Here is a 16,175-nt window from a genome sequence, read left to right as displayed (position 1 = left end):
GGTGACTGGCGCGACTCGGTCGCAGCCATGTACGAGGAAACGGGTTCGACCGGCCAACTAACCAGGTTCGGGGTTGGGAACACTCTGCTATTAAAAGCAGAGCGGGTTGCTTTGAGTCTTGACGTTGGGTCGGCTAATGGGTGTCCCCTTTGTTGTGTGCTTGCTGCTTTTCAATTAATAGGTCATATGCATATATAAGAACAACTGACGTTACGATGCCGGAACCGATATTTAAAAGGGCAGAAGAAAGCCACTCAAAATCCTCAAGGAGCCAAGACAGAAAGGTAGCTAGGACGCCAATGCCCGCAAGTAATTTCAGGATTTGTAGGTTCTTCATGGCTGTTTGTGCCTAACGCCGAAAATAAGCGGCAGCCCTGCAGCGCAGCGAAAGGGCTGTCCGGTGCAGGGCCCTCAGGCCCGGAACGAACTTGATTGATTTGTTAAGCAATGACTCTGCAGATGAAGGATGCAACGTCACCACCGGTGCCAGAGGCAATACCGTGTGCCACGCCGTATGGCTCAAATTCTCTTTGAATTCCATTTCCTAACGGCAGCGCCAGAAATATCCGGTTCTCTTTAACCTTAGTCTCACCGTCTCTATGTTCAACAAGATAAATCATGATGAACGCACCAATGCGGGAAAATTGGGGTCAGATGAACATTTAGGCGAAAACCTTCATCTGACCCCAATTACGTTCCGTGTGTTTCCTAGGTAAAAATCTGCCATAGGTTCAATGGTTTGCAAGGTAAAGAGCTTTCGTCATTGCCGTCCCCATTCCTTTCCACCCATTTCTACCAACCGAGACGCGGCTCGTCGAAAGGAAAAGGCGAGATCATTGGCGGCCGATAATTGTGCCAGTGACACGCCACTTCGACCCGTCGCCGACCACTCAAATTGTTCACCCTCTTTGGTGCGAATCATGGTCGTCGCAAAGGAACTCGAGTTTCCCCCCTTCTCACTGACAAACAACTCTTCATTTCCATCACTGCTTTCAACTTGCGCTTCAAACTCGACAAATAATTCATCGAGCGGGACTTTTGCCGCTAGCACCAAGCGGGTGCGAGATTCATAACACACGTCAATGAGGGTCACGAATCGTCGCGCTTCGTCGAGGTGATTGGCGTCTAATTGCGGCACCCGGTCCATGATGAGGACCTGAAATCGGTCGCAGAGGGAAATATAATCGGCCGCGCCGAGTGGTTGGTAGCATAACTCGGAAAAGTCAAACCAGGCGCACCGGTCATTCAATCGGGCGACCTGGACGGTGCGACCGAAGGGTACGTGAATGGCCTCGGCCTCAGTTTCGGATGCAGTGCCACCAAATATTTCTTTCAACTGCGCCTGCATGTTGTTATCACTATTATTATCGCCGTGAACATCCTTGTTTGACCAAAAATAGGATTGACCATCAGCTCGAGTTTCGAGTCGATAATCCTTGGCGGAATCCTCCATGGAGATAATGTCGAACGTGTGTTTTAACATGTCTATGAATGGCAAAAAGAGGGATCGGTTAATGCCTCCCTCATACAAGGCATCGGGGGAGCGATTCGAGGTGGCCACCACCACGACATTCCAATCTAATAATAATAAAAAAAGTCGTTTCAAAATCATGGCATCGGCAACGTCTGTTACTTGAAATTCATCGAAACAGAGGAGTTGGGCTTCCTGTGCCAATTGCTGCGCAATGATGGGTATCGCATCATCTCGTGGGTGCTTCTGTTTGTAGACAAAGATTCGATGATGGACGTCTAGCATGAATTCATGAACGTGGACACGGCGTTTGGTAATTTTGACGTGTTTGAAGCTGTGGCTGTCATTATTACAGCAAGAATCATCAGGAACATTAACCGACGCGTAAAAGAGATCCATTAGAAAGCTCTTGCCGACCCCGACCGGTCCATGAATGTACATGCCTCGCGGTGGTGGACCAAAAGACCACAAATGGAATTTCTTTCGAAGAAAGGACTGAGCGGATGCCAAGGATCGCGTCAGTAACAGTAACAGCGGACTGCTGCTTGTAGAGCTGCTCTCTGTCGGTCTGTCGGTGCGCAGGGGTACTGGTGGGAGCGAGGTAAGAGACTCGTGCAGGGCATCGAGTTTTGCCGCCAGAGCGACTTGCGCGTCATCTCGTCGCACCTCCTCCGCATCCACCTTGCGTTCATACGCCGCTGTCACGGGGCCTGTCGGGAGGGACCGCCGAGCAACGCGATGTTGTGCTGCCATATTCTTCATCACCGTCTTCATCACCGTCTTCATCATCAACATGATGAGTTTATCAACATGGTAAGGAAAGTACGATCAAGTCCGCTTCTTCCCGCTTTTTTCGATTGTCTCAGGTCTACGAGTAATTGGGGTCAGAAGAAGATTAATGGGAAACCTTAATCTGACCCCGATTTCCGCCCCATTTGCGTCCTAACATTTATTTAGGCTTTCACTGGTTAATTAATCACTGCTGTCGTGCCAAAAAACATCGCCCTCATCCATGTCGTCGGCGTCTGGACTTACTTTATTTTGGTTTGGATTAAGTTGTTTTCCACGATTCCCTTGCGCTTGGTCATATTGCAGATTTGTGCCAGCCGAGCCCTTATTGGCGTTAGTTTGATTTCCTTCATTATCTTTCGGATGAATTTTATTTAAGAGTTCACTTATGCCCATTAGATATTCCTTGTGAGATAGGGGTTGTGTGGATGACCCACGGTTTCTATGTGTGGCCTAACGTTTGGTTAAGGGGCGGGCTTTAGCCCGTCCCAGTGAGCGAAGCGAACGATTTGAACCACTAGTTAGAAGCCATTGCACGGCCTTCAAGATAGGAGGCAATTGCTATAGCTGACTCTATGTAGTTAGAAACTGCAGCCTTAGTGAACTCAGCCTCAGGTACATGGACTGCTTCATTTCTTAAGGTTCGGAGTTTCTCAAAGATAGCTATTTGACGATTGTTCAGAATACCTCCTTTAAAAAGGCTATCACGCAGGCGCATTGGCCCCGGGTAGATAGTGGAGGCACCAAGGTTATTTTGACGTATTACATCTGCGGCGGCAGCCTCAACCTGTAACCAAGATTCAAGAATTGCTGCGCGAGGCGCTAATTCAGCAATTGCTTCCAACCTTGCTTTGACTTCATCTTTTTCTTGGCCTGCTATTTTATTTTCTGCCTGCGCAGCAGGAACTATAGCTTTAACTTCGTTGGCGATTGCCTTTGCTGTTTCACCAAACTCAACCTCTATGTCTTTGTACTTGAGGCGACGTAAGGACTTCGCAATTTGAGGCAGTTGCTTACGTATTAATATAAGCAAGACTATCAGCGTTGCAGGCCAAGCAAGAGAATTAATTGCGCTGCTGAAAAATGTTAGCCAATCCATGTTCTCTCCTTGGCTTCTAACGATTAAGCTAAGGGGCGGGCTTTAGCCCGTCCCAGCGAACGAAGTGAGCGATTTGAGCGCCTTGTTAGCAGCTCTTAAGCGCGGGAAACATTCTGAACCAAGTAACGTCGGATAACACCTTTTGCAGAAACGACGCGTTTTACATCTAAACTAATTTTTCCTTGGCCTTGTTCTTGGGCATGATGAAGTGACCATGTAATTCGGCGGCGCTGGGAAGAACTTGCATTCTCTTCTAGTTTGAATGAAACCGTTTTCTCCAAGTTGTCGTCGTAGAACCTACCGATGCCGGAAAGAATATTGTAGCGGGTTACATTGCCAGAAATGTTACGAATAATTGCTTGTTCGGTTTGAATAGAAACGCTTTTTAAAGTTTCAGCGTCCAGCTTCACAACCTCGCCAATACGGCTTCGTTTAATAACAATTACCATGTCGTTGCATTTTTTAATTGGGCGATGTGCTTGCTCTAGAGGTGTTTCTAAGGCCTCCTCCATTTCGCCAATAAATGGCTCGATACGTTCTTGAAGTTTTTTAACTTGAGCTGTTTCTGGCGTGTAATCTTGGTCTAGTGTTTTTGACCAAGTCCACTTTATAAGGTCATAGAATACGTTTGCGATAACGCTTGTGCCAATTGCTACAGCGAAAGGGTCGGCTACGACTAAAGTAATAAGCTCCTCGAAGCTACCCTTGCGTGAAGGATTTATATATAACTTAGCACCGTTAATTGTATTTCCTTTCTTTCTTATTTCTCCATCATTTAATAAGGCGTGTGTTGTAATAGATAGCGCCTTTGCAAAACCTTGCAGAGAAACTGATGCATCATACATATCAAGTCGGCCATCTTCTGCATCGCCGTGGTGATATGAAATTTTAAAATTTATTTGTTTCATTCACGATCCCTTTTGAATGCTTACGCTTGCTGCTAACGTTTGGTTAAGGGGCGGGCTTAAGCCAGTCCCAGGGAGCGAAGCGGGCGATTTTAATACCAGTTGTTAAATGGCATTCTGTACACATTAACCGGGTATCTTTAAATAATGCAAATAATTAGCTGGTTTCTTCAGTCGTGGAAAATTTGGATAAATAGTAGTTTGTCAGTGCCTCTCTGGAAGCTCGGGCATAAAGCTCACCAAAGCATGAAGATAGAAACTCTCTCTCGCATGAAAATATTGGTGAGAGCTGTCCAATTCTCCCTCGTGAGATATGAAACAGTTGAACTGTTTTGCTATCAGTTACCAAGAAGAAATCGCATTGAGTCCAGAGGCAATAGCTTTTTGCTTGGTTGTGCGCATTTAAAAGTTCTTGCTGCTTAAGCAGGCGCCCTTCTTTTTTTGCCTCAACTGTTAGTAGAGGTTGATTTCTTAATGAGTTATCACTGTTGTTGAATAGGGCGAAGTCTATGACAAGAGTTGTATTTCGGGATCCATGCGCTGCGGGAACAGGCATGCCGTCGTATCTATCATCCTCCCCATAACCAAGGCGAGTTAGCAATGGTATTATAAATTTTGTTTCAACTTCTTTTTCTGTTCGGAGTTCTAGCTCTGAAATCCTATCGAACCAGCCATCTGCATTCCATGTTGATAATGCTGATGGCGTTGGTTGCTCTGGAAGTGCGTCGCAGGATAAATATATCCAGTCCTGCTGTGATATTTCCCAGCGCTCTCCGAACCTAACAATAGGGGGGTTAATTGTCAGCCCTTCATGAGTTAGCAATTCTGTGATTTTTGCAGTGTTAGCGTCTGATCTTTTTTCAATTCTAAACTTATTCAGGAGTGTTCGTAGTTTTAAACGCTTTGATCCGGTAGAGGATTTCTCTACATCGCATTTAATCGCTCTGGCAATGCTTTTATCTGATTGTGTTAGGGCCATGCGCAGTCTCAAATAAAGGTGACATCTAATGCCTGAAATAAGCCGCGCCGCGAAGCGGCGTCGGCTTGAATGAATGGTTAGGCAGCATTAGGCGGAACATCATGAAGATGATTAAGATAAGTATCGCAAGCCCAATGAACCCGCCGAACGCTGCTGCAGCCTCATTTGAAGATTGCGCCTCAGCAAGAAGAGCGGTTGTCTCATCATTTGTTTGCTGGAACAAGCTTCGAGCTCTTCGGAGTAAATATTGAGGTACTTGATTACATCTTCTTCAGCTAAGGTGCTGGAAAACTCTGTGATTCTGTCTTGCTGGTCTAGTGATGCTTGATAGACGTTTCCGCCAGATTGCGCTACGTCTCGAAGCTCTGCGGAGTGCTTCTCCGCAAGGGCGCGAATCGATAGTCTATCCAGGCTTTCAAGTGCGATACCCATGAACTTACCCATGCGGGCTAACGTTTGGTTAAGGGGCGGGCTTTAGCCCGTCCCAGCGAGCGGAGCGAGCGATTTGAATTTGTTAGGCAATTGGTGTGCGCTCCCACATTTTAATAACATGCCAAAATACATAGAATATAACTGCAAATATGAATAGATAGAATTGTGCTGTCCGATAGCGAGATGCTCTTGTTCCTGAGCTATTAATGCTTTCTCTAATTGCAAACATGACTACAGCTATTTTTGCCGGTTCAGTGCCAGAAGAAGGATGTCGCCCGTTTTCCGCTTTTAAATACTCTGTGTTTGCATGTGTTATTAATTGTTTTGTCTGTAGATATCTGCAGCCACAGTAAAAACTTAGCCCCCACATGATCACAGCAATTGCTAACGGCAATTGCTGAATACCTAAAGCTACCTGATTGCTCTGTGTTATTGAAAAACCTACGCAAGCGCCGACTGCTGCGAGTAGGAAATATGTGTGTTTGTCTTGTGATTCATGGAGCCTTCGGTGAACTTCAAGCTCCTCTTGAGTGGCCATGATTATCCCTTAAGCCTAAGGTTAAATAGACACCACATGGTGTCGTTACGCTTTTCAGGGCGTGGTGGATAACCTTCTTGTCGCGTCGTGCTGGGCCTTCTAGGCTCAGGGCTGCAGCGGTGATTCGGCAAAAAAGAAAGTTATACACCATGGACGGAAAGCCTCGGTTGCTCAATCAGGTTCGTGAGCAGGTTCGCTTGAAGCATGAGCCGATTCGCATTGAGCAAGTTTATAGCGTGTGGGTAACGCGCTTTATTGGTCTTCACCGTTATCAGCATCCAGGCGAGAGGGCGGCGGCGAAGGTTGAGGCGTGCATGGCCCTTTGGGCTGACGGCGACTCAGGCACGCTACCGCCCCCCTTGCGCACGACGGGACTGGCGATGGATGGATTAAAAAGGCAGGGCGTTGCGACGGTCCTTGCCGACTAGGCGGGGGCTGACATTCCCTGTGCCTGGCCGAGCATAGTGCAGTGCGCTGGCTGAACCAAGCCAAGGCGTGTGCGGCCCGGCAAATACCCGGTGAGGTGCTTGTTCGGCAGTTTTCAGGCGCCAGTGCAGCGTTTGTTTGCAGCGCCCGCCGCCAGTAGTGGTGTGGGTTGCGTGGCGATCAGGCGTGTTAGATCCCGAACGGGTAGGTTTCGTCGTCGTGGCTGGTACTGGCGGGGGCGCTGAGTGGTTTGATCGGGTGGGTTTCGTCGAGCCAGATGAAGGCATCGAACTGATTGGCCAGCACGGCCTGGAAGTAGTGGCTTTGCAGTTCGGTCAGCGGCCGGTAGATAACGCCGATGGCGCGTTCGAGCAGGAGGGTGGACAAGCCGTCGCGCAGGCGTTGGCGCTTGGGGTCGCGCCAGTCGAGCAGGGCGGCACTGAGGCCGCTTTGGTGAAATTGATATTCCCAGCTGTTGGGGCGTGCCGGGCGGACGTCCTTTATATGCATTTCGCCATCCCAGTCATCGGCGGCCGCGACCTGGCCATGGTCGGTGCCCATGCCGATCAGTACGGCGTCGTGGCCCCAGGCAAGCCGGCTGAGTTGGCCGATGTTGAATTCGCCGCGCCAGCCCATGGCGGTGGCAGCGGCATTGCCGATGTGCGAGTTGTGCGCCCAGACCACGGCTTTTGCTGCCGGGCCGCGGTGCTGTAACAGGGCCTGCAGGGTGTCGAACATATGCCGGTCGCGCAGGTTCCATGAGGCCGCAGAGCCGCGGTACATGACCCGGTAATACTGCTCGGCTGCCCGCACTACCCGGGCGTTCTGTTCGGCATTGAAGAGTTGTTCGTGATCGTGCGTGCAGGCGTCCAGGCGTTTGCCCAGCAGACTGTTGAGCTGGGCGACCACGGCGTCCTCGCAGGAATCGCCTTGGCCATGTTCGACGAACAAGCCATAGCGCGCCGGCTCGTCTTGCCAGGGCGACAGGCAGGCATAGCGTTGGCGTGCCTGCCGGGCTTGTTGCGGGTCGACCTGATCCAGGTAGTGCAGCACCTCGGCCATGGAGTTGCGCAGGCTGTAGACATCCAGGCCGCGAAACTCGACGCGCTGCGTTTCATGCAGCGCGTGGTTGTGGTGGTGCAGCCAGTGGATGAAGCGCGACACATCGGTGTTGCGCCACATCCAGGTGGGGAAGCGGGTAAAGGCGCTTTGGGTCCAGGCCGAGGCGTCGCGCTGGCGGGCGAAGCGGTCGAGCTGCGCGGCATCCGGCCAGTCCGCTTCGACGGCGACTATGTTGAAGCCGTGGCGCTCGATCAGGCATTGGGTAATCGCGGCGCGGGTGCGGTAGAAGTCCGAGGTGCCATGGCTAGCTTCACCTATGAGCAGCACGCGGGCATCGCCGTAGCGGTCGAACAGGTCGGCGAAGGCGCTGCTGTGCAGGTCCGGCAGGGGTTCGGCGTAGTGGCGGATGAGGGCAGGCAGGTCGGCTGCTTGGGCTGGCGAACGGTTGACTATTTCGACCGGGGTTCCCATGGCGCACCTCAGTGGCTGAATCGATCACCCATAGCGTAGTGCGGCCCGGCGGGTGTGTTTTGGCGCGGCGACGAACGCAAGCGGTCGCTGCCCGGGACATGGCCAGTCGTCTGCCCATTAGTGGGAACTCATGGCGGCAAGGGGCTGTCGGAGCGACTGAATTGTGTTGGTCCCGCGGGGTGCTGATGCCAGGGCACGGGCTTTTATATGAGGCTCTGCCGATAGGTCCTGGCCTCTGGTCGCAAACGCCGGTCGGCGACTTCTGGCTTCTCCCGGGGCTTTTCTTTATTGTGGCGACCCGCCAAAAAGCTCAAGGAATCAATATGTTGGAAAATAGCCTAAGTCAGTTGGAACAATTGGTCGGTGACCTTGTGCAGGCGAACAAGGCACTGCAGGGCGTAAACACGCAATTGAGCGGCGAACTGGCGCAAATCAAGGATGAAAACGAGACCTTGCAGTTGAACGCGATTGAGCAGGAAGAGCTGCACAGCGCCACTGCTACGCGCATCCAGGCTCTGGTCGAGCTGGCCACTGGCACTGTCAAGGCGAGCCCGGCTAACGTATGACTGGTGACGGTTTGACGATCAAGATCATTTCGGTCCTCGGCAATGACTACAGCATCAAGGTGCCTGCCGATAAAGAGGCAGACCTGGCCGCCTCGGCGCTGCTGCTCAAGCGTCTGCTGGCAGAGACCAAAGCCCAGTCGCCGACCCTGATCGGCGATCGCTTGCTGGTGCTCACGGCATTGAAGCTGTGTGCGCAGCAGGCTGAGCAGGAACAGCGTCACAAGCAGGAAATCGAGCGGATCGAGGGCGCAGTCAGCGCCAGGGTTGCCGATATTGCGGGGTTGATCCGCGAGGCGTGAGCCGCTCGGTGCTGGCGCGGTTCAGCGGTAGCGCGCGAGGATAGCGTCGAACTCGCCTGCCTGTTTCATCTGCACCAGCGCGCGTAGCAATCGCATGGTCGGCACGTCGGGTTCGTCGCGCACGATACAGGCGACTATGTCGTTGGCAACTTCCAGCAGCGGTTGCAGTTTTTCTTCGCCAGGCTGTTGGCGGTTGTACCACTGCAGCATCAGTTCGTTGCTGATGGCGTAGTCGTAGCGTTTGGCTTGAAGCTTGGCCAAGGCCAGTTCCTGGGTGCGGGCGTCGTCGCGTATCAGTTGGCCGCTGGTAAACAAGGTGTCGAGGCTGGGGTAGGTGAAACCCAGTACGGTGCCGATGGTCTCGCCTGGCATCTGGTTCAATTGCACTTGCTGCTGGCTGCGGCCGACCAGCAGGTCGCGCTGGACCATGAACGGCACGCTCCAGATGTATTGATGGTGCGACTCGCTCAGCCAGGCTGGATTGACATAGCAGCGCACATCGATTTCACCACGCACCAGCATCTGTTGAATGCGCAGACGCGGGCGCACCAGCATCTCGGCGCGGCGCCCGACTTTTTCGGCTAACCGTTGTTGCAGGTCAAAGAGAATGCCGGCGGTCGCCCGGCCGTTCTCGATGTGGATCATGGGCATGGCCCAGCTTTCGCTGACAGAAAAGCGCAGCGGCCGCTCTTCGGCGCTGGCGCTGAAGCTGCACAGGATCAAGGCAAGTGACAAACAGCGCATCTAGGCACCAAGGCGGATCATTTTTGTTTGCGCCGGGCGACGTGTGGCCTGCCTGGCGGTGACGGGGTGAAACGGTCTGCAAATTTATTGTTTAGCCAACACCGGCCCGTAGGGTGCGCCGCGCGCACCGGGTACCCGGTTGTCAGTGGTGCGCACGGCGCACCCTACAGGTCTTTTAGCGGATTATCGTTAAGGATGCACCCTAACGGATCATGGGTGTGGATGCACCACCGGCCCGTAGGGTGCGCCGTGCGCACCGGGTACCCGGTTGTCAGTGGTGCGCATGGCGCACCCTACAGGTCTTCTAACGGATCATGGCTAAGGATGCACCCACCGGCCCGTAGGGTGCGCCGTGCGCACCAGGCACCCGGTTGTCAGTGGTGCGCATGGCGCACCCTACAGGTCTTCTAGCGGATCACGGGTAAAGATGCCGACACCGGCCCGTAGGGTGCGCCGTGCGCACCGGGCATCCGGTTGTCAGTGGTGCGCACGTCTTCTAGCGGATCATGGGTAAGGATGCACCCATCAACGCAAAGAGTCCGCCGCAGCAGCGGTTGAAGCCTTTGCCGCTGCGCTCCAGCCAGGGACGAATGCGGTGGGCGGCGCGGGCCAGCAGGTATTCAACGACGCCCTCGACCAGGGCAAAGGTCAGCGCCATCACGGCGAATTGCAGCCAGAGGCTGCGCTGCGGGTCGAGGAACTGCGGCAGGAAGGCGCCGAAGAACAGAATCACCTTGGGGTTGGAAAGAGCCGAGAGCAGGCCTTGGCGCAATAATACCGAGCCGGGTTTTGCGGCGGCCGGGGCGATTGCCGCCAGGTGCAGCGCCGGGGCTCGCCAGAGCTGGATGCCGAGCCAGATCAGGTAGGCGCCACCGATCCATTTGAGCAGGATCAGGGCATCGGTCGAGGCTTTCAGCAGGGCGCCGATGCCGAACATCGACAGGGCCATCAGCACGACAAATCCGCAGACGCCTCCCGCTATCGTCCATTGCGTGCGGCGATGCCCATAAAGCGCGCCGTGGGTCAGGGCGAGCAGGCCGTTGGGTCCGGGCGTCAGCGCCAGGCCGATAACGGCGGTCAGGTAGAGCAGCCAGGTGTGCAGGGCCATGTCGGGGTATCCGTTGCTGATGGTTGTTCTAGCGCCGCGGGCTGTGAGGTTGCGGAAACCTCGCGGCGGTATTCGATGGTTGTCGGGGTATTGGCCGCGTGACGCTTAGCTTTTGCCTACGGGGCCGTTAACTGTGCGAGGACAATAAGCCGAGTCGCGTTGCCTGAGAAGCATAGCCGCGAAGCCCGGCGAACATGCAGGTAGCTGTTGGGCTTCTCTGCGCTCAACCTGCGCGCTGCGCGCCAACCTACACGCGTGCGCCTGCCGCCAGTCAAGCGCTTGTTTGAGGTGCGGGCGAAACCGTCTTGGCTGTGGCACACTCTGCGGCTTGATACGGGGTGTGCTTTTGCCAGGCAGCTATCGCCCCGCTGGCTCCCAGATGTGATGCCGATGGCCGCCCGCCGGAGGCAGCCTGGATAATTGGCCGCCCCGCGCGGCGAGAGAACAAGAGGATTGACCGTGCACAATGCCGTGATCAGTGGTACCGGCCTGTATACCCCAGCCAACAGTATTTCCAACGACGAGTTGGTGGAGTCCTTCAATGCTTATGTGCAGCAGTTCAATGCTGCTAATGCGGCGGCTATCGCCAGTGGCGAAGTCGAGGCGCTGACCGAGTCGAGCAGCGCTTTTATCGAGCGGGCGTCGGGCATCAAGAGCCGCTTCGTGATCGACAAGGACGGCATCCTCGATCCGCAACGCATGGTGCCGCGCATCCCTGAGCGCTCCAACGATCAATGGGGCATCCTCTGCGAGATGGCCGTCGGCGCAGCCCAAGAGGCGCTGGCCCGTGCGGGCAAGACCGCAGCAGATATCGATGGGGTAATAGTTGCCTGCTCCAATCTGCAGCGTGCCTACCCGGCAGTCGCCATCGAAGTGCAGGCGGCGCTGGGTATCAAGGGCTTTGGTTACGATATGAACGTGGCCTGTTCCTCGGCTACCTTTGGCCTGCAGGCTGCGACCAACGCCGTACAGCTCGGCCAGGCGCGGGCGATCCTGATGGTCAACCCGGAAATCTGCACCGGGCACCTGAACTTCCGCGACCGCGACAGCCACTTCATCTTCGGTGATGCCTGCACTGCGGTGATCGTCGAGCGGGCCGATCTGGCCACCTCCGCGCAGCAGTTCGAGATTGTCAGCAGCAAGCTGATCACCCAGTTCAGCAACAATATCCGCAACAACTTCGGCTTCCTCAACCGTGCTGCGGAAGAGGGCATTGCTGCGCCAGACAAGCTGTTCGTCCAGGAAGGCCGCAAGGTGTTCAAGGAAGTCTGCCCGATGGTCGCCGAGCTGATCGCCAGCCACCTGGCGGAAAATCAGTTGAACGTCAGCGACGTCAAGCGCTTCTGGCTGCACCAGGCCAACCTGAATATGAACCTGTTGATCGCGCGCAAGCTGCTTGGCCGCGATGCCGAGCCGGGTGAAGCGCCGGTGATTCTCGATACCTACGCCAACACCAGTTCGGCCGGTTCGGTGATCGCCCTGCACAAAAACCAGGACGACCTGCCGAGTGGCGCACTGGGCGTGCTCAGCTCCTTCGGTGCCGGTTACTCGATCGGCAGCGTGATTCTGCGTAAGCGGTAATGGACTACCCGTCCGATAGCGCGCTGCTCGCCCGCCTGCTGGCTGGCGAGGAGAAGGCCTTTCGCGAGTTGGTCGCCACTTATCAGGGGGCGATGCGCGCGGTGGCCTTCGCCATTGTCGGCAGCCGCAATGCCGACGAAGCAGTGCAGGATGCATGGCTGGCGGTGGTGCGTAATCTGGAGGGGTTTCAGGGCCGCTCCAGCCTCAAGACCTGGTTGCTGACCATCACCGCCAACAGCGCCAAGACCCGCCTCAAACACAACCGCCGCGAGGTGCTGCTCGATGACCTGCCGGCCCCCCACGGCAGCATCGGCGACGAGCGCTTCGCCGAAAACGGTCACTGGCTGCTCGGTCCTCATGCCTGGCACCACGATACCCCGGAAGCCCTGCTGACCGAGGATGAGCTGCGCGAGTGCCTGGAGAAAACCCTGGGCAGTCTGCCCGAGCTGCAAGGCAGTGTGCTGCATCTGCGTGAGCTCGCAGGCCTGGAGTTGGATGAGGTCTGTAACCTTTTGCAGGTCTCCGCCTCTAATGTGCGGGTGTTATTGCATCGCGCCCGGCTCAAGGTTTACGCCACCCTTGAGCATTTCGAGGAGACCGGCCAATGTTGAGTTGCAAGGAGCTGGTAGCCCTTTCCAGCGATCTGCTTGATTGCCATTTGAGCGTGCGCCAGCGTGTGGCCGTACGCCTGCACGTGCTCATGTGTTTTCGCTGTCGGCGTTTTATCCGCCAGATGCGCCTGAGCCAAGCGGCGTTGCGCCAACTGCCGCAAGGGCAGAGCGCCGAGTTGGATGCCTTGGCCGCCAAGCTGGCCGAAATGCGCCGCCAGCAACAGTAGGGCCTGTTTGCGTTTCATGCGTGGTCGTGATGACGCGTGACTAGGCCCCGGAGCGTCAGCCCGCGAGGGTATCCCATGCTTTTGCCTTATGTGGCTCTCGGCGCTCTGTAAGCGGGCGCGGGTGTGCAACCCCCTGAAATTCGTCTTGCCGCGAGTGGCCGTAGATACTTGGGCGCCGTCGCTATGTTCGTATATTTTTTCTGTGGCTCTGTAACGCCTGCGCCTGGACTCACTCTATTGGTTCGAGGGTGCCACTCTGGCCCCATTATTAACTGCACTGGAGAGTTGCCATGAAACATCTGAATAGCGTTGTTGCCACCCTGGGAGCTGTATTGCTGAGCAGCGCCGCTTTCAGCGTACAGGCCGCCAGCAACCCCTTCGCGGCACAGGAACTGAGTAGTGGCTACAGCCTGGCGGCTGCCGAGAAGTCTGCTGAAGGCAGCTGTGGCGAGGGCAAATGTGGTGGTGACATGAAGAAAGCCGAAGGCGAAGGCAAATGTGGTGAAGGCAAGTGTGGTGGCGAAGCCAAGAGCGAAGGCGAAGGTAAATGCGGGGAAGGCAAGTGCGGTGCTGAGAAGAAAGCCGAGTAACTAAAGCCGATAGCTAAACCAAGTTATTGGGTGCAAGGGGCAGGGCATGCAGGTGAATTTTGTCAGTGGTGCCGGGCTGGGCCTTCGTCGCGGCCTGCTCGGCGCGCTGCAGCAATGCAGCAGCGATGAGCTGGACTTTCTCGAAGTGGCACCGGAGAACTGGATCGGTGTCGGTGGGCGTTTGGGTAAGCAATTGCGTGCCCTGAGTGAGCGCCTGCCGTTTCTCTGCCATGGCCTGTCCCTCAACCTTGGTGGTTTTGCTCCGTTGGATATCGAGCTGCTCAAGGCTATCAAGGTCTTTCTGGAGCAGCACGGGATCGGCGGTTACAGCGAGCATCTGTCGGCTTGCGCCGACCATGGCCAGTTATATGACCTGATGCCGCTGCCCTTTTCCGAGGAGTCGGTGCTGCGTATCGCCGAGCGCGTGCGCATCGTGCAGGACGTGCTGGAGCGCCCATTGATCATCGAGAACGTCTCGGCCTATGCGCAGTTGCCGGGCGAACTGGATGAAGCCGCGTTTGTTTGTGCGGTGCTGGAGCAGGCCGACTGCCAGCTGTTGCTGGATGTGAATAACGTCTTCGTCAACAGCATCAATTTCAACTTCGATGCAGCGGCTTATATCGCCGCAATGCCCAGTGCACGGATTGCTTATTTGCATGTGGCCGGGCATTACGACCAGGCAAGCGATCTGAAGATCGACACCCACGGCGCGCCAATCATCGACCCGGTCTGGGCGCTGCTTGCTCAGGCCTACGCCGTGCATGGGGTGCGCCCGACCTTGCTGGAGCGCGACTTTAACTTCCCGCCGATTGCCGAGCTGTATGCCGAGGTGGCACAGATTCGCCAGCTGCAAGCGGCTGGCGCTCCGTTTAGAGGGTACGGCACATGAGTGGCGTTGAACTGCAGCAACAGTTTGCTGCGCGTATTCGCCAGCCGGCCGAGCAACCCTTGCTCGATGGCATTCCAGCCGAGCGAATGGCGGTGTATGAAGAACTGTTTTTCAACAATATCGAAGGCTTTATCAGTGGCGCCTTCCCGGTGCTGCACCGGCTGATTGAGGCACGCCGCTGGCAGCGCCTGGTGCGCAGCTTTATCGCCGAACATCAGGCGCACACGCCGTATTTCTTGCAGATCAGTCAGGAGTTTCTCGCCTGGTTGCAGCAGGGCTATGTGGCCGAGCCGGGTGACCCGCTGTTTATCCTCGAATTGGCGCATTACGAGTGGGTCGAGCTGGCGCTGGATGTCAGTGAGGCCGACCTTGCGGAGCAGGGCTGGTCGCCACTGGCCTGGCCGTTGGCTTATCAGTGGCCGGTGCAGCGTATTGGCGTGGACTTCCAACCCACCACGCCTCCTGCCGAGCCGACCTGCTTGCTGGTCTGGCGCGATGGGCAGGATAAGGTGCGCTTTATGCAGCTCAGTCCGTTCGCCTATCAGTTGGCCGCGCGTCTGCAGGGCGGGGCCACTGTCGAGGCGGCTTTGCTTGAACTGGCGCAACAGCATGGCCTGACGGCTGACACGCAGTACTTCAATAACGCCCAGAGCCTGCTGGATGACTGGCAACGCCAAGGTATCTGGTGCCCTTAACCCCTCGCTGTATCTGATCCTCGGCGCCGAGCGCCGGCTTGTGGAGATTTAACCATGCTGAGCTTTTTCAATCGTCTCCAGGATGCCCTGGACGCTACCCGCCGCCTGGATTTTATCGGCCCGTTATTGCTGCGCCTGTATCTGGTGCCGGTGTTCTGGATGGCTGGCATGCACAAGCTGGCGGATATCGACGCCACCGCTGCCTGGTTCGGCAACCCGGATTGGGGTCTGGGCTTGCCATTTCCAGAACTGCTGGCCTGGGCTGCCGCGCTGACCGAGGCGGGCGGGGCGTTGCTGCTGCTGTTCGGCCTGGCGGTGCGTTGGGTGAGCATCCCGCTGATCGTCACCATGCTGGTGGCGATCTTCGCCGTGCACCTGCCCTATGGCTGGCAGGCGATTGCCGACGCCGGTGCGCCGTTTGCCAACGAACGGGTAGTGGAGTCGGTAGGCAAGCTTGAACGTGCCCGTGAGCTGCTCAAAGAGCATGGCAACTACGACTGGCTGACCAGCAGCGGCAAGCTGGTGGTGCTGAACAACGGCATCGAGTTTGCTGCCACCTATTTGGTGATGCTGGTGGTGCTGTTTTTCAGTGGTGCCGGTCGCTGGTTAAGTCTGGATTACTGGTTGGGCCGGGTATTTCGTCAGCAGCCTTGAACTGAAGGTGGCCCGCCGCCGCAAGGGTGCGGGCCGCTG

21 protein-coding genes are annotated in these 16,175 nt (G+C 55.7%); 9 read left to right on the top strand and 12 right to left on the bottom strand.

Annotation, left to right across the window (positions count from 1 at the left end; genetic code table 11):
* Positions 1 to 133 precede the first annotated feature (133 nt).
* From Q8K09_RS17030 to Q8K09_RS16985, 10 genes are all read right to left on the bottom strand, one after another.
* Positions 134 to 337, bottom strand: coding sequence for a hypothetical protein (locus Q8K09_RS17030; protein ID WP_305256178.1), 204 nt, complete (start codon positions 335 to 337; stop codon positions 134 to 136).
* A 103-nt stretch (positions 338 to 440) separates the two neighbouring features.
* A complete protein-coding gene (locus Q8K09_RS17025) occupies positions 441 to 620 on the bottom strand; it encodes a hypothetical protein (RefSeq protein ID WP_220778136.1) in 180 nt (59 codons plus the stop codon).
* Between the two features lie 140 nt (positions 621 to 760).
* A complete protein-coding gene (gene zapE / locus Q8K09_RS17020) occupies positions 761 to 2,266 on the bottom strand; it encodes a cell division protein ZapE (protein ID WP_305256177.1) in 1,506 nt (501 codons plus the stop codon).
* Between the two features lie 177 nt (positions 2,267 to 2,443).
* A complete protein-coding gene (locus tag Q8K09_RS17015; protein WP_305256176.1) occupies positions 2,444 to 2,656 on the bottom strand; it encodes a hypothetical protein in 213 nt (70 codons plus the stop codon).
* 121 nt (positions 2,657 to 2,777) lie between these two features.
* A complete protein-coding gene (locus Q8K09_RS17010; protein WP_305256175.1) occupies positions 2,778 to 3,359 on the bottom strand; it encodes a hypothetical protein in 582 nt (193 codons plus the stop codon).
* A gap of 95 nt (positions 3,360 to 3,454) precedes the next feature.
* Entirely contained in the window at positions 3,455 to 4,267 is an 813-nt protein-coding gene (locus Q8K09_RS17005; RefSeq protein WP_305256174.1) for a hypothetical protein, read from the bottom strand.
* A gap of 154 nt (positions 4,268 to 4,421) precedes the next feature.
* Complete coding sequence (locus tag Q8K09_RS17000) at positions 4,422 to 5,243, bottom strand: type I restriction enzyme HsdR N-terminal domain-containing protein (protein ID WP_305256173.1); 822 nt, start codon at positions 5,241 to 5,243, stop codon at positions 4,422 to 4,424.
* Positions 5,244 to 5,354: 111 nt separating this feature from the next.
* Entirely contained in the window at positions 5,355 to 5,687 is a 333-nt protein-coding gene (locus Q8K09_RS16995) for a hypothetical protein (protein WP_305256172.1), read from the bottom strand.
* 70 nt (positions 5,688 to 5,757) lie between these two features.
* Positions 5,758 to 6,213, bottom strand: a complete 456-nt coding sequence (locus Q8K09_RS16990) for a hypothetical protein (RefSeq protein WP_305256171.1) — start codon at positions 6,211 to 6,213, stop codon at positions 5,758 to 5,760.
* A gap of 615 nt (positions 6,214 to 6,828) precedes the next feature.
* Complete coding sequence (locus Q8K09_RS16985) at positions 6,829 to 8,172, bottom strand: erythromycin esterase family protein (protein ID WP_305256170.1); 1,344 nt, start codon at positions 8,170 to 8,172, stop codon at positions 6,829 to 6,831.
* A gap of 323 nt (positions 8,173 to 8,495) precedes the next feature.
* Between Q8K09_RS16985 and Q8K09_RS16980 the strand changes: the two genes are divergently transcribed.
* Complete coding sequence (locus Q8K09_RS16980; protein ID WP_305256169.1) at positions 8,496 to 8,738, top strand: hypothetical protein; 243 nt, start codon at positions 8,496 to 8,498, stop codon at positions 8,736 to 8,738.
* Positions 8,735 to 9,037, top strand: coding sequence for a cell division protein ZapA (gene zapA, locus Q8K09_RS16975; RefSeq protein WP_305256168.1), 303 nt, complete (start codon positions 8,735 to 8,737; stop codon positions 9,035 to 9,037). The genes Q8K09_RS16980 and zapA overlap by 4 nt, the downstream gene beginning before the upstream one ends.
* Before the next feature lie 21 nt (positions 9,038 to 9,058).
* On the opposite strand, the gene Q8K09_RS16970 is transcribed toward zapA, so the two are convergent.
* Both Q8K09_RS16970 and Q8K09_RS16965 read right to left on the bottom strand, forming a co-directional pair.
* Entirely contained in the window at positions 9,059 to 9,781 is a 723-nt protein-coding gene (locus tag Q8K09_RS16970; protein ID WP_305256167.1) for an ABC transporter substrate-binding protein, read from the bottom strand.
* A 496-nt stretch (positions 9,782 to 10,277) separates the two neighbouring features.
* Positions 10,278 to 10,889 carry a LysE family translocator gene (locus Q8K09_RS16965; RefSeq protein ID WP_305256166.1) on the bottom strand — a complete coding sequence of 204 codons (612 nt, stop codon included), beginning with the start codon at positions 10,887 to 10,889 and terminating at the stop codon, positions 10,278 to 10,280.
* A gap of 459 nt (positions 10,890 to 11,348) precedes the next feature.
* On the opposite strand from Q8K09_RS16965, the gene Q8K09_RS16960 reads away from it, so the two are divergent.
* The 7 genes from Q8K09_RS16960 to Q8K09_RS16930 all read left to right on the top strand — a co-directional run bounded on the left by Q8K09_RS16960 (position 11,349) and on the right by Q8K09_RS16930 (position 16,136).
* A complete protein-coding gene (locus Q8K09_RS16960) occupies positions 11,349 to 12,470 on the top strand; it encodes a beta-ketoacyl-ACP synthase III (protein WP_305256165.1) in 1,122 nt (373 codons plus the stop codon).
* Entirely contained in the window at positions 12,470 to 13,081 is a 612-nt protein-coding gene (locus Q8K09_RS16955) for an RNA polymerase sigma factor (RefSeq protein WP_305256164.1), read from the top strand. Before Q8K09_RS16960 ends, Q8K09_RS16955 begins: the two co-directional genes overlap by 1 nt.
* The gene (locus Q8K09_RS16950) at positions 13,075 to 13,308 is read left to right on the top strand and encodes an anti-sigma factor (RefSeq protein WP_305256163.1); all 234 of its coding nucleotides are present in this window, start codon (positions 13,075 to 13,077) and stop codon (positions 13,306 to 13,308) included. Before Q8K09_RS16955 ends, Q8K09_RS16950 begins: the two co-directional genes overlap by 7 nt.
* A gap of 290 nt (positions 13,309 to 13,598) precedes the next feature.
* Positions 13,599 to 13,898 (top strand): hypothetical protein, encoded by a 300-nt coding sequence (locus Q8K09_RS16945; protein ID WP_305256162.1) that lies wholly within the window; start codon positions 13,599 to 13,601, stop codon positions 13,896 to 13,898.
* 46 nt (positions 13,899 to 13,944) lie between these two features.
* A complete protein-coding gene (locus Q8K09_RS16940; protein ID WP_305256161.1) occupies positions 13,945 to 14,787 on the top strand; it encodes a DUF692 domain-containing protein in 843 nt (280 codons plus the stop codon).
* A complete protein-coding gene (locus Q8K09_RS16935; protein ID WP_305256160.1) occupies positions 14,784 to 15,482 on the top strand; it encodes a DUF2063 domain-containing protein in 699 nt (232 codons plus the stop codon). The genes Q8K09_RS16940 and Q8K09_RS16935 overlap by 4 nt, the downstream gene beginning before the upstream one ends.
* A 54-nt stretch (positions 15,483 to 15,536) precedes the next feature.
* Positions 15,537 to 16,136, top strand: a complete 600-nt coding sequence (locus tag Q8K09_RS16930) for a DoxX family protein (protein ID WP_305256159.1) — start codon at positions 15,537 to 15,539, stop codon at positions 16,134 to 16,136.
* Positions 16,137 to 16,175 lie beyond the last annotated feature (39 nt).

It is taken from the genome of Pseudomonas sp., assembly GCF_030683065.1.
Lineage (GTDB): Bacteria > Pseudomonadota > Gammaproteobacteria > Pseudomonadales > Pseudomonadaceae > Aquipseudomonas.
The sequence above is the reverse complement of the archived record's forward strand: the minus strand, read 5'-3'. Positions and strand labels throughout refer to the sequence as shown.

What these genes read in the sequence shown, in the direction of transcription:
- Q8K09_RS17030 (WP_305256178.1), bottom strand. Translation starts at nt 337, where the DNA reads ATGAAGAACCTACAAATCCTGAAATTACTTGCGGGCATTGGCGTCCTA.
- Q8K09_RS16970 (WP_305256167.1), bottom strand. Translation starts at nt 9,781, where the DNA reads ATGCGCTGTTTGTCACTTGCCTTGATCCTGTGCAGCTTCAGCGCCAGC.
- Q8K09_RS16940 (WP_305256161.1), top strand. Translation starts at nt 13,945, where the DNA reads ATGCAGGTGAATTTTGTCAGTGGTGCCGGGCTGGGCCTTCGTCGCGGC.
- Q8K09_RS16950 (WP_305256163.1), top strand. Translation starts at nt 13,075, where the DNA reads ATGTTGAGTTGCAAGGAGCTGGTAGCCCTTTCCAGCGATCTGCTTGAT.
- Q8K09_RS16985 (WP_305256170.1), bottom strand. Translation starts at nt 8,172, where the DNA reads ATGGGAACCCCGGTCGAAATAGTCAACCGTTCGCCAGCCCAAGCAGCC.
- Q8K09_RS17015 (WP_305256176.1), bottom strand. Translation starts at nt 2,656, where the DNA reads ATGGGCATAAGTGAACTCTTAAATAAAATTCATCCGAAAGATAATGAA.
- zapE (WP_305256177.1), bottom strand. Translation starts at nt 2,266, where the DNA reads ATGTTGATGATGAAGACGGTGATGAAGACGGTGATGAAGAATATGGCA.
- Q8K09_RS16930 (WP_305256159.1), top strand. Translation starts at nt 15,537, where the DNA reads ATGCTGAGCTTTTTCAATCGTCTCCAGGATGCCCTGGACGCTACCCGC.
- Q8K09_RS16995 (WP_305256172.1), bottom strand. Translation starts at nt 5,687, where the DNA reads ATGGGTAAGTTCATGGGTATCGCACTTGAAAGCCTGGATAGACTATCG.
- Q8K09_RS16990 (WP_305256171.1), bottom strand. Translation starts at nt 6,213, where the DNA reads ATGGCCACTCAAGAGGAGCTTGAAGTTCACCGAAGGCTCCATGAATCA.
- Q8K09_RS16980 (WP_305256169.1), top strand. Translation starts at nt 8,496, where the DNA reads ATGTTGGAAAATAGCCTAAGTCAGTTGGAACAATTGGTCGGTGACCTT.
- zapA (WP_305256168.1), top strand. Translation starts at nt 8,735, where the DNA reads ATGACTGGTGACGGTTTGACGATCAAGATCATTTCGGTCCTCGGCAAT.
- Q8K09_RS16965 (WP_305256166.1), bottom strand. Translation starts at nt 10,889, where the DNA reads ATGGCCCTGCACACCTGGCTGCTCTACCTGACCGCCGTTATCGGCCTG.
- Q8K09_RS16955 (WP_305256164.1), top strand. Translation starts at nt 12,470, where the DNA reads ATGGACTACCCGTCCGATAGCGCGCTGCTCGCCCGCCTGCTGGCTGGC.
- Q8K09_RS17010 (WP_305256175.1), bottom strand. Translation starts at nt 3,359, where the DNA reads ATGGATTGGCTAACATTTTTCAGCAGCGCAATTAATTCTCTTGCTTGG.
- Q8K09_RS16935 (WP_305256160.1), top strand. Translation starts at nt 14,784, where the DNA reads ATGAGTGGCGTTGAACTGCAGCAACAGTTTGCTGCGCGTATTCGCCAG.
- Q8K09_RS17025 (WP_220778136.1), bottom strand. Translation starts at nt 620, where the DNA reads ATGATTTATCTTGTTGAACATAGAGACGGTGAGACTAAGGTTAAAGAG.
- Q8K09_RS16945 (WP_305256162.1), top strand. Translation starts at nt 13,599, where the DNA reads ATGAAACATCTGAATAGCGTTGTTGCCACCCTGGGAGCTGTATTGCTG.
- Q8K09_RS17005 (WP_305256174.1), bottom strand. Translation starts at nt 4,267, where the DNA reads ATGAAACAAATAAATTTTAAAATTTCATATCACCACGGCGATGCAGAA.
- Q8K09_RS17000 (WP_305256173.1), bottom strand. Translation starts at nt 5,243, where the DNA reads ATGGCCCTAACACAATCAGATAAAAGCATTGCCAGAGCGATTAAATGC.